This window comes from Tepidamorphus gemmatus (genome assembly GCF_004346195.1).
Classification (GTDB): Bacteria; Pseudomonadota; Alphaproteobacteria; order Rhizobiales; family Tepidamorphaceae; genus Tepidamorphus; species Tepidamorphus gemmatus.
In genome coordinates this window covers 30,755-46,775 of sequence record NZ_SMAK01000014.1, presented here as the reverse complement: position 1 = coordinate 46,775, position 16,021 = coordinate 30,755, and the positions used below count along the sequence as shown (strand labels likewise).

General features: G+C 67.9%; 18 protein-coding genes. 5 read left to right on the top strand and 13 right to left on the bottom strand.

What is annotated here, in order from left to right:
- The first annotated feature begins 45 nt into the window (after positions 1–45).
- The 5 genes from chlG (at position 46) to EDC22_RS16405 (ending at position 4,413) form a co-directional block, all read left to right on the top strand.
- Entirely contained in the window at positions 46–978 is a 933-nt protein-coding gene (gene chlG / locus EDC22_RS16425; protein ID WP_132807760.1) for a chlorophyll synthase ChlG, read from the top strand.
- 13 nt (positions 979–991) lie between these two features.
- Complete coding sequence (locus tag EDC22_RS16420; protein WP_132807759.1) at positions 992–2,341, top strand: BCD family MFS transporter; 1,350 nt, start codon at positions 992–994, stop codon at positions 2,339–2,341.
- The gene (locus EDC22_RS16415; RefSeq protein ID WP_132807758.1) at positions 2,328–3,515 is read left to right on the top strand and encodes a geranylgeranyl diphosphate reductase; all 1,188 of its coding nucleotides are present in this window, start codon (positions 2,328–2,330) and stop codon (positions 3,513–3,515) included. Before EDC22_RS16420 ends, EDC22_RS16415 begins: the two co-directional genes overlap by 14 nt.
- A gap of 62 nt (positions 3,516–3,577) precedes the next feature.
- The gene (locus EDC22_RS16410; protein WP_132807757.1) at positions 3,578–3,838 is read left to right on the top strand and encodes a hypothetical protein; all 261 of its coding nucleotides are present in this window, start codon (positions 3,578–3,580) and stop codon (positions 3,836–3,838) included.
- Between the two features lie 56 nt (positions 3,839–3,894).
- Positions 3,895–4,413 (top strand): DUF3833 family protein, encoded by a 519-nt coding sequence (locus EDC22_RS16405; protein ID WP_132807756.1) that lies wholly within the window; start codon positions 3,895–3,897, stop codon positions 4,411–4,413.
- Between the two features lie 110 nt (positions 4,414–4,523).
- Here EDC22_RS16405 and EDC22_RS16400 read toward each other — a convergent pair whose 3' ends face one another.
- The 13 genes from EDC22_RS16400 to EDC22_RS16340 all read right to left on the bottom strand — a co-directional run bounded on the left by EDC22_RS16400 (position 4,524) and on the right by EDC22_RS16340 (position 15,952).
- Positions 4,524–4,931 carry a c-type cytochrome gene (locus EDC22_RS16400; protein ID WP_245499810.1) on the bottom strand — a complete coding sequence of 136 codons (408 nt, stop codon included), beginning with the start codon at positions 4,929–4,931 and terminating at the stop codon, positions 4,524–4,526.
- Positions 4,932–5,043: 112 nt separating this feature from the next.
- Positions 5,044–6,054, bottom strand: coding sequence for a photosynthetic reaction center cytochrome PufC (pufC, locus tag EDC22_RS16395; protein WP_132807755.1), 1,011 nt, complete (start codon positions 6,052–6,054; stop codon positions 5,044–5,046).
- On the bottom strand, positions 6,051–7,031 hold the full coding sequence (gene pufM, locus EDC22_RS16390; protein WP_132807754.1) for a photosynthetic reaction center subunit M: 981 nt from the start codon (positions 7,029–7,031) through the stop codon (positions 6,051–6,053). The genes pufC and pufM overlap by 4 nt, the downstream gene beginning before the upstream one ends.
- Positions 7,032–7,050: 19 nt before the next feature.
- Positions 7,051–7,875, bottom strand: a complete 825-nt coding sequence (pufL, locus tag EDC22_RS16385; RefSeq protein ID WP_132807753.1) for a photosynthetic reaction center subunit L — start codon at positions 7,873–7,875, stop codon at positions 7,051–7,053.
- A 122-nt stretch (positions 7,876–7,997) separates the two neighbouring features.
- Positions 7,998–8,177 carry a light-harvesting antenna LH1, alpha subunit gene (gene pufA / locus EDC22_RS16380; RefSeq protein ID WP_132807752.1) on the bottom strand — a complete coding sequence of 60 codons (180 nt, stop codon included), beginning with the start codon at positions 8,175–8,177 and terminating at the stop codon, positions 7,998–8,000.
- Between the two features lie 11 nt (positions 8,178–8,188).
- Complete coding sequence (gene pufB, locus EDC22_RS16375) at positions 8,189–8,413, bottom strand: light-harvesting antenna LH1, beta subunit (protein ID WP_132807751.1); 225 nt, start codon at positions 8,411–8,413, stop codon at positions 8,189–8,191.
- Between the two features lie 122 nt (positions 8,414–8,535).
- Positions 8,536–8,835 (bottom strand): hypothetical protein, encoded by a 300-nt coding sequence (locus EDC22_RS16370; protein WP_245499809.1) that lies wholly within the window; start codon positions 8,833–8,835, stop codon positions 8,536–8,538.
- Positions 8,832–10,289, bottom strand: coding sequence for a chlorophyllide a reductase subunit Z (gene bchZ, locus EDC22_RS16365; protein ID WP_132807750.1), 1,458 nt, complete (start codon positions 10,287–10,289; stop codon positions 8,832–8,834). The genes EDC22_RS16370 and bchZ overlap by 4 nt, the downstream gene beginning before the upstream one ends.
- Positions 10,289–11,812, bottom strand: a complete 1,524-nt coding sequence (bchY, locus tag EDC22_RS16360) for a chlorophyllide a reductase subunit Y (protein ID WP_132807749.1) — start codon at positions 11,810–11,812, stop codon at positions 10,289–10,291. Before bchY ends, bchZ begins: the two co-directional genes overlap by 1 nt.
- A gap of 13 nt (positions 11,813–11,825) precedes the next feature.
- Positions 11,826–12,842 (bottom strand): chlorophyllide a reductase iron protein subunit X, encoded by a 1,017-nt coding sequence (locus EDC22_RS16355; RefSeq protein ID WP_132807748.1) that lies wholly within the window; start codon positions 12,840–12,842, stop codon positions 11,826–11,828.
- A complete protein-coding gene (gene bchC / locus EDC22_RS16350; protein WP_132807747.1) occupies positions 12,839–13,780 on the bottom strand; it encodes a chlorophyll synthesis pathway protein BchC in 942 nt (313 codons plus the stop codon). Before bchC ends, EDC22_RS16355 begins: the two co-directional genes overlap by 4 nt.
- 106 nt (positions 13,781–13,886) lie before the next feature.
- Positions 13,887–15,035, bottom strand: coding sequence for a methyltransferase (locus EDC22_RS16345; protein WP_132807746.1), 1,149 nt, complete (start codon positions 15,033–15,035; stop codon positions 13,887–13,889).
- Between the two features lie 47 nt (positions 15,036–15,082).
- Positions 15,083–15,952 (bottom strand): polyprenyl synthetase family protein, encoded by an 870-nt coding sequence (locus tag EDC22_RS16340; protein ID WP_132807745.1) that lies wholly within the window; start codon positions 15,950–15,952, stop codon positions 15,083–15,085.
- Positions 15,953–16,021: the final 69 nt, after the last annotated feature.

Below are 16,021 nucleotides of genomic sequence, written 5' to 3'. Positions count from 1 at the left end.
TCAATTATAATTGACAGTTACATATGTCAACTGTAGCGTCAGTTCATGACGCGCCTCGCCATCTCCATTCGGGCGCCGGAGCGGCCCGCCCCGTCGGCGGTGCTGGAACTCCTCAAGCCCATCACCTGGTTCGCCCCGATGTGGGCCTTCGGCTGCGGCGTCGTGTCGAGCGGTGGCGACATCCTCGGCCGGTTCTGGCTGGTCGCCGCCGGCCTGCTGCTGGCCGGACCGCTGCTCTGTGCCACCAGTCAGGCGGTCAATGACTGGTTCGATCGCCATGTCGATGCGCTCAACGAGCCCGGTCGGCCGATACCATCGGGCCGGATGCCCGGCCTGTGGGGACTCTATGTCGCGATCATCTGGTCGGGCCTGTCGCTGCTGGTGGCGGCCATGCTCGGACCATGGGTGCTCGGCGCCGCGCTGATCGGGCTCGCACTGGCCTGGGCCTACAGCGCTCCGCCATTCCGCCTCAAGCAGAACGGCTGGTTCGGCAATGCCGCGGTCGGCCTCTGCTACGAGGGGCTGCCGTGGTTCACGGGAGCAGCCGTGATGGCGGCCGCCATGCCCGACTGGCGCGTCGTCTGGCTGGCGCTGCTGTTCAGCATTGGCGCGCACGGCATCATGACCCTCAACGACTTCAAATCGGTCGGCGGCGACAGACGCATGGGCGTCGGCTCGCTGCCGGTCAGGCTTGGCGTGGCGGCGGCGACGCGGCTGGCCTGCCTCGTGATGGCTGTTCCCCAGCTTGTGGTGATTTGCCTGCTCCTCGCCTGGGGTCGGCCCGTGCACGCGGCGATCGTCGCCGCGTTGCTCGTCGGGCAGGTCGTGCTGATGGCGGTCCTTCTGTTTCCCCTGCGCAAGCTGCTCGAGCGCCCCCGCCAACGCGCCGCGCTCTACAATGCGACCGGCACCTCGCTGTTCGTTCTGGCGATGCTCGCCAGCGCCTTCGCTGTCCGGCCGATTCAGGTTCCGGCATGATCGGGTTGCGGCCATGAGCGGGGTTGCTGCGCTTGGCTGGATCGCGATCCTTCGCCTCGGCCTCGTGCAGACGGCGCTTGGCGCGATCGTGGTGCTCACCGCATCGACCATCAATCGCGTGATGGTCGTCGAACTCGCCCTTCCGGCGGTCCTGCCGGGCGCCCTCGTCGCCATGCATTATGGCGTCCAGATCCTCAGGCCGCGGTGGGGCTACGGATCGGACACGAGTGGCCGGCGCAGCGGATGGATTCTGGGCGGCATGGGCGTGCTGGCCGCCGGCGGCACGCTGGCGGCGGTCGGCACCGCGATGATTGGGACCCGTCCGTTTGCCGGACTCTGCGTTGCCGTCCTGGCCTTCCTGCTCGTCGGAATCGGCGTCGGTGCGTCGGGTACCAACCTGCTGGCGCTTCTCGCCGCTCGCGTCGATCCCGCCCGGCGCGCTCCGGCGGCCACCATCGTCTGGCTGATGATGATCGCAGGCTTCGTCGTGACCGCGACGCTTGCCGGGCACTTCCTCGATCCGTTCTCCGTCGGGCGTCTGGTGGTCGTCACGGCAACGGTATCGCTGGTTGCCGTCCTCGTCACAATCGTCGCGCTGTGGCGGGTGGAAGGGCCGGCGACGGCTGTCGTTCCACCGCGGACGGTTGTGGCCGGCCGCTTTGCAGATGCCCTCCGCCAGGTGTGGACAGAGCCAGACTCGCGGCGTTTCGCGATCTTCGTCTTCGTGTCGATGCTGGCCTACAGTGCCCAGGATCTCGTTCTCGAGCCGTTTGCCGGCGCGGTTTTCGGCATGACGCCCGGCCAGTCGACCCAGCTGTCCGGGATCCAGCACGGCGGCGTGTTCATCGGCATGATCGCCGTCGCGCTTGCCTGCTCGGGCATCTGGCGGGGGCGCCTTGGCACGTTGCGTGGCTGGACCATCGGCGGCTGTGTTGCTTCGGCGCTGGCTCTGGCGCTGCTGTCGCTCGGTGGCTCGGTGGGGCCTGGCTGGCCGCTGACGGTGAACGTCTTCATGCTGGGTGCCGCCAACGGGGTCTTCGCCGTCGCTGCCATCGGATCGATGATGGGGTTGGCGAGCATCGGCAATCTGCCGCGCGAGGGTATCCGCATGGGTCTCTGGGGCGCGGCGCAGGCGATTGCCTTCGGTCTCGGCGGATTCGCCGGAACAGCTGTTGTGGACATCCTGCGCCTTGTCCTCGAGGCACCGGCTGCAGCCTACGCGACGGTGTTTGCGCTCGAGGCGCTGCTGTTCCTGGTGTCGGCCGGGCTGGCCATGCGGATCGGCCGGGCGATCGTCGCACCGCCGCGTCGCGGCGCGATCGGACCGGCGATCCTGCAGGGAGGAAGCGATGTACGGACCTGAAGCGTTCGATGTCGTGGTGGCGGGCGGCGGACCGGCCGGTGCGACTGCCGCCGCGGATCTGGCACGGCTCGGCCACGCGGTGCTGCTCCTCGACAGGGCCGGCCGCATCAAGCCTTGCGGGGGCGCGGTGCCGCCCCGTCTGATCCGCGAGTTCGCCATTCCCGAATCCCTGCTGGTCGCCCGCGTGACGTCGGCCCGCATCGTCGCGCCCAGCTCGCGGGAGGTTGACATGCCGATTGCGGCCGGCGGCTATGTCGGCATGGTCGATCGCGAGATCTTCGACGAATGGCTGCGGGAGCGGGCCCGCGCGGCCGGCGCCGAGCGGCGCACCGGCACCTTCGAGGATCTGAGCCGCGATCCGGATGGCACCGTGCGCGTCACCTATCGCGATCCCGCCGGTGGCATGACGACGGTGCGCGCGCGGCTGGTGATCGGCGCCGACGGTGCAGCCTCTGCGGTCGCCCGCACGGCCCTGCCGCGCGAGGGCAGGGTGCCGTACGTCTTCGCCTATCACGAGATCGTCCGTGTGCCCCCCGGTCTTCCCGGCTATGACGGCGGGCGCTGCGACGTCTATTACCAGGGCCGCCTGTCACCCGACTTCTACGGCTGGGTGTTTCCGCACGGCGACACCGCCAGCGTCGGCACCGGGACTGCCGTCAAGGGCTTCTCGCTGCGTGAGGCGGTGACCGAGCTCCGGCTGACGGCGGGCCTGGCAGGCTGCGAGACGGTCCGCCGCGAGGGCGCGCCGATTCCGTTGCGATCCCTGCGACGATGGGACGACGGCCGCAACGTCGTCCTGGCCGGCGATGCAGCCGGCGTCGTCGCGCCAGCTTCCGGCGAGGGCATCTATTACGCGATGCTCGGGGGACGCCTCGCTGCAGAAGCTGTTGCCGAGTGTCTTGCCACCGGAAACCCCCGGGCGCTCGCGACGGCGCGCAGACGATTCATGCGGCTGCACGGCAGGGTCTTCTGGATCCTCCGGATCATGCAGCGCTTCTGGTATGTCAGCGACAGCCGACGCGAGCGATTCGTCAGCATCTGCCGCGATCCGGATGTCCAGGCGCTGACCTGGTCGGCCTATATGGAGAAGCAGCTGGTGCGACGCCGGCCCGGAGCGCATCTGCGCATCTTCTTCAAGGACATGGCGCATCTGATGCGGCTCGTGTCGCCATGAGGCCGGCCGGCGTCGGTCCCGTCCGGGCGTGCGGCTGACCGGGCCGGCGACGATCCGCCGCCATGGTGCTGTTCGTCGACATCGTGCTCGGCGTCATTGCTGTGGAGGCGCTGGCCCTGGTCGTGCTGCTTGGCCGCAACGGCGGGATGGCCCGCGCCGCGCGCGACGTCGTGCCGAGTCTCGCCGCGGGTGCCTGTCTGGTGCTGGCGATCAGGAGCGTTCTCGCCGATGCCGCGGCAGGCTGGACGATCCTGTTCCTGTCGCTGTCGCTCGTTGCCCATCTCGTCGATCTCCACCGGCGTCATTTCGCCGGCATTCGCTGAGCCCGGCGTGATCCGAAGTCACATCGATCTCGTAATATGGACGTGGATTCAATTGCTTGACGCGAAAGGGCGGCTGGTGGGGCCAGAGCGCGGCGCGCAAGGGGGCCGGCATGAACATGATGCGCCCGATCGATGGTGAGCCGTTCCGCATCGAGACCGCGCTTCTGGGACGCACGCGCGCCCACGGCATCTTCCAGGACCGGTTCGGCAACGTCCGGGCGCGGTTCATCGCCGAGACCGACGGTTATGCCGAGTCGCAGGACTTCATCCTCGACGAGCGATTCGTCTACGACGACGGTCGCCGCGAACGGCGCATCTGGCGCATCAGCACGATCGGCGAAGATCGCTATGTCGGCACCGCTGACGATATCGTCGGCTTGGCGCACGGCAGGATTGCGCCCGACCACATCGAATGGCGCTATGCGATCGACCTGCCGGTTTCCGGCCGGATCTGGCGCATGCGTTTCGACGACCGCTTCTTCAGGGTCGGCGACCTGGTGATCAATCGCGCTCGCATGTCGAAATTCGGCGTCCTGCTCGGCGAGGCGACCATTGCCTTTGCCCGTCACGGCTGACCACGTTTGCACCCGCCGCGGGGCGAAGTCGCATCTGAACAGGTCCCGGTGAGCCCGCTTGAACGATCGATGCGTCGGTCGCGAACGCGCCGGGAGGGTGGGCAGCGGTGCTACTGGGTACGCTGGCCGTCCGCGCCAATCTGCGCCAGATAGGTCACGACATCGCGACGGAACGTCTCGTCTGGGAACTTCATCGCCATCTTCGACGGCCCGCCGATAAAGGCAGACGGATCCTTCAGATATTCGAAGATCATGTCCTCGTCCCAGACCTTTCCGCCTTCGGCAAAGGTCTTGATGCCCTTCCCATAGTTGAACCCTGGTTCAGAGGCGACAGGGCGGCCGACAATCCCGTTCAGGATGGGTCCGGTGCGGTTCTTTGCCTGTGGACCGACCATGTGGCAGGCCTGGCACTGGCGGAAGTTCTTCTCGCCCTGATCCGCGTCGCCGGGATCGAAGGCATTCGCACCGATGGTTGTCGCCACATATGCCGTCAGGGCGATGTACAGCAATTCGCGCACGGGATGCTCTCCCTGAAGTTGCAACGGAGCGGGCTCCGGATACGGCCTGCGCAAATGGTACGCCTGCAGGCGTCGGACGGATTTCCGTCCGGGTCGGACGGTGCCGCCAGGATCAATTCAGTTCCGGGTAGTCCTTGAGCAGGCTCACCCCGCCGAGCGGCTTGTTCTGACCCGCATGGCAGGTGGCGCAGTTGATCTTGGCGACGTCACCCGTCGGCCCCAGACGTTCCGCGGGAAACACGTCCTGCAGGCTCTGCAGGTATTGCATGTTGAGATCGCGGACCATTGCGATGCCATGGAAGGCCGTCACGCGCTGCGGCCGGCTTGTGCTCCACGTCGTGAACGACTGGGCGTTATGGCAGAAGGTGCAATTGACCCCGAGAGCCTCCGACATGTGGATCATCAGCCCGTAGGTGGTCTCGGTCTGCCTGATCGAGGCCCCCGGGCCCTGCGGCAAGGCCGAGGCGCCCACGACACGGATCCGGTTGGCGTAGTCGAGCAGCCCGCTGAACGGATCGTAGGGCAGCGACGTCAGCCCGACCGTCGGTGAGGCGAGGTTCTGGCCATCGCGGCCGGCGGCCATGCCCCTGGCCTGAGGCGGTCCCTCGTTGCGGAACCAGATATTCGCGGGCACCGGCTTGCCGAGATGGCAGGTGTAGCAGGTGACGCCGGTCTCCCTGACATGATCGGTCCAGTCATTGTTGATATGGCGGTTCATTTGCAGCATCCGCCGCGCGACGATCTTGGTATAGGGCGCGTCCTCAGCCAGGTTCTCGAGATTGTGGCAATAGCCGCAGCCTTCCTGCGGAGCGACCCATTCCGTCATGGCGCTCATCAGGCGGATGAACTGGCCTTCGGTGAGATCGCCCAGCACCTGGACGTTCTCGTAGATTTCCCCCGCGCGCGGCCCGCCCTCGTCGTCGGCCGGCGGCAGCGGTTCGGGGATGGCCGGGCGCATCGCCGCGGCCTTGGCGTCGAGCCTCGGATTGGTGATCTCCACCATGCCTGTGCCGCGGAAGCCGAGCTGGGTCGAGTCCATCGGCGGGCGTTCCCAGGTGGTCATCATCGCGATGCCGAGCAGGCTCGCCACGACGATGCCGAGGAGTGTGAGGGTGAGTTTCATTGTCCTGCTCCCTGGATCGCGGAGGGATCGCCGATCGGCCCGAAGACTGCCGGATAGGACGGCGCGATGCTGTGCTTGACGCCCCAGAGGTACCAGTTGTCGACGACGGTTCCGGTGAGCAGGATGCCGATGCCGCCGGTCAGCGGGCAGAGCACGGCGAACCACCAGGCCCAGCGGTGGATCGATTCCATCGTCGCGTTGAAGCCCATCGTCCAGCGCCAGAACAGCGCCGCCCGTTCCGCGGCCGTGCCGCGGTCGACCACCTGCTCGATCTCGCGCTCGCCGCCGTAGCGGCTGACCGCCAGGATCGTCGCACCATGCATGGCGAACAGGAGCGTCGAGCCGTACAGGAAGACGATCGAGAGCATGTGGAAGGGGTTGTAGAACAGATTACCGTAGCGGATCGAGAAAGCCGCGGTCCAGTCGAGATGCGGGAAGATCCCGAACGGTACCGCCTCGCTCCAGCTTCCCATCAACAGCGGCCGGATGAAGCCCAGAACCAGGTAGAGCCAGATCGCCGAGGCGAAGGCCCAGGCCACATGGGTGCCCATCTTCAGCGCACGCGCACGCCGGTACATCCTGACCCACCACAGCAGGATGGAGGCGGTCAGGAAGAAGCCGGCCAGCTGCCACCAGCCGCCTTCGTTGAGCGGGCAGATGACGCACAGGCCGCGCTCCGGCGGCGGCGGCTCGAGGCTGAGCCACGGCAGTTGGCGGATGAACTGGATCGGATCCCAGTTCACCGAGGCCCACATGTTGAGCCCGATGATCTCGATGGCGACGAAGCCGCAGAACACCGAGGCGATGCCCGTCCAGCCGAGATAGATCGGCCCGATCTGGGCGTCGCCGAAACGGCCGAGCAGGTGGACGAAGCCGGACCCCTTCTCGCGGCCCATCGTGCCGCGCTCCAGCGGCGTGCCGGCATAGAGCGGGCCACGCACCTGAACGCGGGTGAAGATGTTCTGATACTCGCTCATGTCTCGCCCTCCCCGAGGCTCAGCGCCAGATCGGCAGGTTGAGCCACCAGCCCCACCATTCGGGCCAGCCGCGCGTCCAGAACGGTCCGCTGATGATGATGCACACGGCGCTCCAGAAGCCGGCGTTCAGCGCCAGGAACAATCCGAGGCGATGGATGCCGAGCGGGCCGATCGAGTAGCCGATGGTGTCGCGGAAATAGGTGTTCTCGTCCTCCGGCGTCTTGACCGTCTCGCCGGGGCCGGGATTGAGCGTCGACAGGATCACCGCCCCGTGCAGGGACAAGGCCAGCGTCGTCGTGAAGAAGAACGTCACGGCGATCATGTGGGCGGGATTGTAGTGGAAGTGCAGGTACTGGTAGCCGACGTTCGACACCCAATCGAGATGGCTGATGATGCCGTAGGGAAATCCGTGCCCCCAGGCGCCGAGCAGCAGCGGCCGGATCACCACCAGCGCCACATAGGCGAAGATCGCCACCGAGAAGGCGAAGGGAACATGGTAGCCGATGCCGAGCTTGCGGCAGATCTCGACCTCGCGCAAAGCCCATGAGACGAAGGCACCGATCGCGCAGATGGTGATGATCTGCCACAGGCCTCCTTCCTTCAGCGGGGCGAGAGCCAGGCCGTAGCTGAGATCGGGCGGCGCGATCGAGATCAGCCAGACGTTCCATGTCGGCCCGAGTGCCGCGCCCCAGATGATCAGCGCGGTGCCGAGCGCCGTGAAGAACAGGGTCGTGACGCCGAAGAAGCCGACATAGAACGGCCCGACCCAGAAGTCGAAGAGGTCGCCCCCGATCAGGGTGCCTCCCCTGACGCGGTACTTGCGTTCGAAGCTGAGCATGGCCATCTGCGCCGTCCTTCTCCTGAAGACTTGCGACGTGCCCGTTGTCCGGGCCCCTGTTTGCGGTGGGCATCACGGGGCTGCCCGTCACGCCCACCGCCAGCCGTTCACCGGAACGGCAGTTGCGTCTAGGCCGGCATCACCACCGACATTTCCACCGAGCTCGCCCGCGGCGACGGGCCTTCCAGCCAGTTGAACCGGTCGGTGCTCAGCAGGATGAAGTGGATCAGCAGGGCGAGGACGAACAGGAAGGTGAAGAGCGCCACCAGCGTCCGCCGAGGATCGAAGAGGAGCCACATTCTCCACATGTGTTCCGCTCCTATCCTACGAACGTCAGCAGTTGGGCCGCGGCGAATTGCACGTCGGTCATCACCGACGCGTAGCCGCCCTCCGGCGGAAGCCACGGGCGCCACAGCCACGCGAGAATGTGCGCGACGATGGCGACCGCGACGAACATCAGGAAGCTCGACATGAATATGCTGTGGAACTCCCTGGCTTCCCCTTCGGTCAGCCCGGACAACGATGCGTCCGAGGGTGTGGCCATTTGCGACCTCCGTTACTTGGCCCGAGGGCCGGAACCGCATGTCGCCATGCGGCTGGAACCGCCGCGACGTTGTTCCGCCGCGACGCACTGGGTGTCCGGCGAGCCGGACACATCCGTCCGCCTCACTTCATGAAGGCGAACGGAATCGTGGAATCGGCGAGTGCCTTGGCCTCCCCGAAAACCGACCTGCGCTGGCCCGCGGTGCGGCCGGATGCCAGCGGGGCAACCAGGCGGGCGATGACTGCGGCCGCGAGGAACAGCGGAAAGCTCGCGATGTAGATGCGGCGGAACGAGGCCTGTTCGCTCCGGCTCAGTCTCGCCAGTGGCAGGGTTCCGTCATGCATTGGCGTTCCTTCCCCTCTTCGGATGCCATCGGCCGTCGGCACGCGCGTCGCCGTGGCGATGTCGCGTGTCGCACTCATGCGGCGTGAACCTCGCGGACCTGCGCCGATGACCGGGCGAGCCGCGCGGCGGTGACACGGCCTTCGCCTGCCGCGCGCGCCGCGCGCTCGGCCTCGTCGCGCAACCGTTTGGCCGCGGAGATGCGCACCAGCACCGGCATTGCCTCGACGGTCGCTTCCAGCGCGGCCAGTGCCGCCTCGTCCCAAGGCAGATCGTCGTGGCGGCGCGCCGGCGTCGGATCGATCCGGTCGAGATCGGCGGCCAGCGGCAGGACGTGGAACAGCGCGTCGAACAGGGCGTTGCAAACCTCCTGCACGAGGTAGGTGGCGCCGGCGTAGCCCATGAACGGCGTGCCGGTATGGCGGCGGATGATCGCGCCGGGGAACGAGGCCGGGATGAATACCGACCTGGCCGCGACCTCGGCCAGATACATCCGCTCGTTGTAGCTGCCGAACACGATCAGCGGCGGCTTCTCGCGGATCAGACCGCGCACCGTCTCGTTGTCGGTTTTCCCGCCTGCCCGACGCGCCACCGCGAAGTGGCATGGCAACCCCATTTCTTCCTCGAGGAAGTGGCGTATGCCTCGCGTGTAGGTCTCGTTGGCGACGATCCCGAACGAGGCCGTGCCGAAGAAGTCCTGCGTTACCGAGCGCCACAGATCCCACAGCGGCTTGATCGTGGTGTGCTTCTCGCGGGCGATGAACGGTTCGGGGTCGAGCCCGAGGGTCGCGCCGAGCGCGCGCAGGAAGGCCGTCGTGGAATGCAGGCCGATCGGCGCCTGGAAGTAGGGCTTCTCCAGCGCCTCGCACAGCATCCGGCCGTATTCGCGGTACATGCAGATGTTGGCGTCCGCATCGACCAGGCGCGGGATCTCCGACAGATGCGCGCCGAGCGGGAAGGTCATGTTGACCTGCGCACCGATTCCCTCGACCAGCCGGCGAATCTCGGCCAGATCCGACCAGGTGTTGAAGGTACCGTAGATCGGGCCGATGATGTTTACGCGCGGCTTCGCGTCCTCGGGCCGCGGCCGCGGCTTCGGCATCCGCCCCTTCGGCGCGCCGTACTCGCTCCACAGCCAGTACATCGCGCGATTGGCGCTCTGCCACTGGTCCTCGTCGATGGTGCGCGGCAGGAAGCGCTGCAGGCCGGTGCCTTCCGGCGTCACCCCGCCGCCGATCATCTCGGCGATGGACCCGGTGACGACGACACTGGGCAGCGCCGGGTCGAGCGTTGCATGCGCCCGCTTCATTGCCGCCTCGGTGCCGTGCCGGCCGAGTTCGTCCTCCGACAGCCCGGTCACGACGATCGGCAGTTCATGCGGCGGCAGCGCATCGGTGTAGTGCAGCACCGAGGTGACAGGCAGGTTCTCGCAGCCGACTGGCCCATCGATGACGACCTGCAGGCCCTTGATCGCCGTGAAGACGTAGACCGATCCCCAGTAGCCGCCGGCCCGGTCGTGATCGAGCACCAGCATCACGGGATCTCCTCGGCGAGCGCGGCCGCCTTGCGCATCCGCGCAAGGTGCTTGCGCCGGAAATCCGGATGTTCGCGCGGCATGTCCTCCCAGATGCCGGCCGCATCGCCGCTGCCGACGCCTTCGAAGAACGCCTTCATCGCCGCCATTCGGGCGCCGTTGCCGAGCGCCGCGTTGACGACCTGCGCCAGTGCACCGGCGCCAGCCGGGCCGAACAGCGGCCGTGCTGAAATCAGGTTGGTGAAGTAGAGGGCAGGCGTAGCGCCCTCCTTGGCCGCCTGCACCACCGGGGTCGTGCCGATCGCCAGATCCGGCCCGAGATCGGCGAGCGCGGCGAGATCCTGTTCCAGCGAGGCGCGGTAGCAGACCGTTGTGCCATGCGCCTCCAGCCACTCGCGGTCGGGCTCCGACCAGCGCGTTCGCGGGCAGGCGGTGCCGACATAGGGCACCTCGGCGCCGCTCTCGATCAGGAGCCGGGCGATCAGCAGTTCCGAGCCCTCGTAGCCCGATACGGTAATCCGCCCGCGGATCGGTGTCGCCGCGAGCGCCCTGCGGATTGCGGGCAGGACCGCGGCCTTCGCCGCGTCGATCGCAGTAGCACCGACATTTGCGGCGGCCCCGATGGACTCCAGCCAGGCTGCGGTGCCATCGAGGCCGACCGGTGCGGAGCCCACGACAGGGCGGCCGGCGGTCTCGAACTCGCGGATCGATGCGGTGTAGAAGGGATGGATGGCTGCGACGGCGACGCAATCCAGTGCTGCGTACAGTTCGCGCCACTCCCGTGTCGGCACCACCGGGCCGGCGGCGAGTCCCATTGGCTCCAGCATCCGGCCGATGGCGACCGGGTCGGCCGGGAACATCTCGCCGAGCAGCGTTACCGTCGGGCGCGAAGCGGGACCGGCGCGCGGCGCCTGCACCGGACCCGCCTCGGCCTCGCTCCGGGCATAGGCGAGCATCGCGCCGGAAAGCACGTCCTTCGCCTCCGCATGCGTCGGCACGCCAAAGCCCGGAACGTCGATGCCTATGATCCGAACGCCGTTGATCTCCTTCGGCAGGAGCTGCAGCGGTACGCCGGAAGCGGTCGGCACGCACAGATTGGTCACCACGATCGCGTCGTAGAGGGCCGGGTCCGCCAGCGCGTGAACCGCGTCGCGGATGTCCTCGAACAGCTTTCCCGTGACCAGCGTCTCGGAGTTGAACGGGACGTAGCCGACCGTGCGTTTCGCCCCGTAGAAGTGCGAGGTGAAGGTCAGGCCGTAGACGCAGCAGGCCGAGCCGGACAGGACGGTGGCGGTGCGCCGCATCCGCAAGCCCACCCGGAGCGACCCGAAGGCCGGGCACATGGACTGCGGCTGGTCGTGCGGCCCGGTCGGATAGTCGGTGGCATAGCGGGCGAGCGTCTCGCTCCTGCCGGCCGAGGCGGCCGCCCGCAGCATCTCCGTCCGTCCGGCGTGACAGCCGCTGGCCTCGGCGGCGACCGCTGGCGGCGCTTTGCTGATCGGTGGATGGGTGGGCGCGTTCATGGCCGGATCACCGTCACACCGAGTCGTAGATCACTTCGAGCGACGGCCTGCTGACCACATCGGTGCCGCACATGTCGGCCATCGTCGCCGGCGTCAGCACGATGTCACGACCGACCGTCTCGCTCTTGAACAGGCCGAGCAGCCCATCCTGGTCGAGCGGGGTGGGATGCAGCGGCGGCGCCTCCGCGACATTGGTCGCAAGTTGGCTGAACAGCGGGCCCCATTCGCCGCCGGGAATGCCGATGATCTGGTAGTTCGCGCTCTTGCGGCGGATGTCCTCGTGTGCCGGGATCGAGGCGAGCACCGGGATACCGACGGCGTTCGCGAAGGCTGCCGCCTCGCCGGTGCCGTCATCCTTGTTCACCACCATGCCGGCGACGCCGACATTGCCGCCGAGCTTGCGGAAGTACTGAACCGCCGAGCAGACATTGTTGGCGACGTAGAGCGACTGCAGGTCGTTCGAACCGACCACGATCACCTTCTGGCACATGTCGCGGGCGATCGGCAGGCCGAAGCCGCCGCACACCACATCGCCGAGGAAGTCGAGCAGGACGTAGTCGAAGCCCCAGTCGTGGAAGCCGAGCTTCTCGAGCAGCTCGAAGCCGTGGATGATGCCGCGTCCGCCGCAGCCGCGGCCGACTTCAGGTCCGCCGAGCTCCATCGCGAACACGCCGTCGCGGATGAAGCAGACGTCGCCGATCTCGACCTGTTCGCCAGCCGCCTTCTTGCGCGAGGACGTCTCGATGATGGTCGGGCAGGCCCGACCGCCGAACAACAGCGAGGTGGTGTCGCTTTTCGGGTCGCAGCCGATCAGCAACACCTTCTTGCCCTGCTGGGCCATCATGTAGGACAGGTTGGCAAGCGTGAAGCTCTTGCCGATGCCGCCCTTGCCGTAGATGGCGATGACCTGGGTCGCCTTGCGGGCCGGCTCGGTGTGCACCGGATCCGGTTCGATGGCCGCCTCCTCGCGAAGGACGTCGTGCATGGTGCGTTGCGCGACCGGAGTCACGGGCGGGGGTATCGCGTTCATGACAGCGTTCTCCAGTCGAGGATCATCTTGAGACAGCCCGGGTCGTCGAAGGCCGTACGATAGGCGGCGTCCGCGTCGCGGGCGGCGCGGCGATGGGTGATGAGTCCAGAAAGGTCGAGTCTGCCGGCGCGCACGAGCCTGAGCGCCAAATCGAGATCCTGCGGCTTCCATTCGGCCGAGATCCGCAGGCGCGCTTCGCGCATGAAGGCGGCTGGGAAGTCGAAGCTCGGTCGGCTCTCGTAGAAGCCTGCCAGCACGATCTCGCCGCCCGGCGCGAGCCGGCCGATCAGGGTGTCGAGCAGCGCCGCGTCGCCGCTGACATCGCAGATGACGCGATAGGTTCGCTGGTGATCGTCGGCCGGATCGACGACCGGATATCCGGTCGTGCCGCCGCGCCGCGCCGGATCGTGCTCCCACACGGTCGGCGTCAATCCGTGCAAGGCGAGGCTCGTTCGCGCGACCAGGCGACCGAGCACGCCGTGACCGACGATCAGCTCGGGCGGTGCGGCGCCGTTCGCTGCAACCGCGCGGCAGGCGGTCGCGGCCAGCGCGAGCAGTGTCGCTTCCTCGCCCATGTCCTCGTCGAGACGACAGACCCGGGTCGCGGGAACGATCACATGCGAGGCGGCGCCGCCGAACAGGCTACGCACTTCGCCGAAGCAGCGGGCGCCCGGTACGAACACCCGTGCACCCACCGGAACCGTCGCCGCCGAGCCGGCAGCGACCACGCGGCCGACCGATTCGTAACCGGGCACCAGGGGATAGCCCATGCCAGGGAAGGCCGGCATCCGGCCAGTCCACAGAAGGCGTTCCGTGCCCGTGGAAATTCCGCTCCAGTCGATGGCCACGGCCACGTCGTCGTCACCGAGTGCATCGAGCTCGAGCTCGCGCAGCACCAGTTGGCGGGGCTCCTCAAGGACGATGGCGAGGGTGTTCATCGTTGTCGCTCGTCGCCTCGTCGGCCCGCCTGACAGCTCCATCTGACAGGTCGGGTGACTCTCCATCTGTAAGTCTATATTTACATCTCAAGACGTCAAGACAAACTTACAAGGGCGGCGACCCGACCTGCGCGACAACCAGTCCGCAGAGCAGCCGCTGCCGCGTCGCGATGCGGCGCACGCGCACAAATCCGGCAGCCTTGAGCAGCGTGCGGAAATCGTCGAAGGTCCGTGTGCGGCCACCCCCCATGGCGAGCAGATAGAGCCCGAAATAGGTATCGGTGATGCGTTCGGCCCCGGCGGTGCCGGCGATCGGCTCGGCGATCACCAGGGTTCCGCCCCGCGGGAGCGCGGCATGGATCGCGCGAAGCAGCCGCGCCACGGTCGGCTCGTCGTGATCGAGCGCCACCCTCACCAGGGTCGCGACGTCGTGGCCCCCAGGCAGGGGATCTGTAATGAAGTCACCTCCCGTCGCTGCCCCGCGGGCCGAGAGCCCCGCAGCTGCGATCCGGGCTTCGGCGCGTGCCGCAACGCAGGGCAGGTCGAAGGTTGTGGCGGCAAGTCGCGGATGACGCTGCATCGCGGCGATGGCGAAGCTGCCGTCGCCGCCCGCCACGTCGAGCAGCCGCCGGTGGCGCGAGAAGTCGTAGGCGTCGAGGATCGCGTCGGCGATGCTGGCCTGTGTTGCGCCCATCAGCGTCGTATAGGCGTCCGTGTCCGCCGCCACGGCCTCGGCGGCCGGCCGTCCGGCATAGGCCCAGTACGCAGACAGACGCGTGCCATCCCTCCGCCCGCGAAGGAGCGCGACCGGGTCGGCGAGATCGGCGTAGAGCAGCCGGTGGTGCGAGATCATCTCGGCAAGCCCCGGTTCTGCGGCGATGATCGTGCCGGTCAGGCCGAGGCCGTAGCGCCCGCCGGCGCACGGCTCGACGATGCCGAGCGCGGCGGCCGCGGCGAGCAGCCGCTCCATCGCAGGCGCCGAGAGGCCGACATCAGGCGCCAGCTCCTCTGCGGTCATGGTCCGGTCGGCAAGACGGGCGAGGATGCCGAGCTCGACGCAGGCGAACAGGGTCTGCGAATAGGTGAAGCCGGCGCAGAGGTCGAAGATCCGCCGCGTTGCCTGCTCGGCGATAAGGCGGGAGAAGGGCAGCGCGGCCGCCAGGCGCCGGAAGCGCGGATCGGCCACCAGCCGGTTGCGGAAGTTCCGCCAGGCATCGAGTGGCGCGCACGGGCGGCGGTCTGATTGGCCGGTCATCGGCGCGGCTGCGGAGTCGAGGCGCCCGGCTGGTGCGGTCGGGCCGGTCATGCCGCAATCAGCGGCACACCCTTCGGCAGGAAGTGCCGGCTTTCCTGCAGGATCTGGTCCCTGAGCTCGTCGCGGCCCGGGCAGGGCGGGATCGCCTCGACGGCCGCTGCGACAAGCCCCTCGAGACGGCGCACCGCGCCGGCGAGGCCGAGGCTCGTCACTGCGCTCGGCCGGGCGCGCGCCGCATCCTGGCCGGACGGCTTGCCGGTCGACAGGGTATCCTCGACCACGTCGCGCAGGTCGTCGGCAACCTGAAAGGCCTCGCCGATCCGCTCGCCGAGTGCCTGCCACGGCACCGGGTCGTGGCCGCTTGCCGCTGCCCCGCACATGGTCGCAGTCGCAAACAGCGATCCCGTCTTGGTCCGGTGGTAGCGCGCCAGATCCACGTCCGGTTCGGATTCCCAGGCTTGTCCGGCGGCGATGCCATGGGGCGCACCGACACCGCGTCCGATCAGCCCGACGATGCGGGCGAGTCGCGCGGCATCCGATCCCGCCGCCCGTGCCAGGGTCTCGAAGGCCAGCACAATCAGCGCGTCGCCGGCCAGCACCGCGATCGGCTCCCCGAAGGCCAGATGGACCGATGGCTTGCCGCGGCGGATGGCGGCGTCGTCGAAGCAGGGCAGATCGTCGTGCACCAGCGACGCGCAATGCAGCAGTTCGATGGCAGAGGCTGCGGCGTCGGCAAGGGCGGGGTCGGTGTCCCCGCAGGCATGGGCGACCGACAGGCACAGGCGCGGTCGCACCCGGGCACCTCCGGGGAACACCGCATAGCGCAGAGCATCGGCAAGGCCCTTCGGGCAGTCCTCCGTCGCAGCCTGTCCGACCGCAGTTTCGAGGGCGAGTTCGATTCGAGATGTCGGGTCCATTTCGCGCTCCTCCAGGCCCGCATGTAAATCACTATTGACTATTTTTGATGTAAGATAAAGTGGACATCG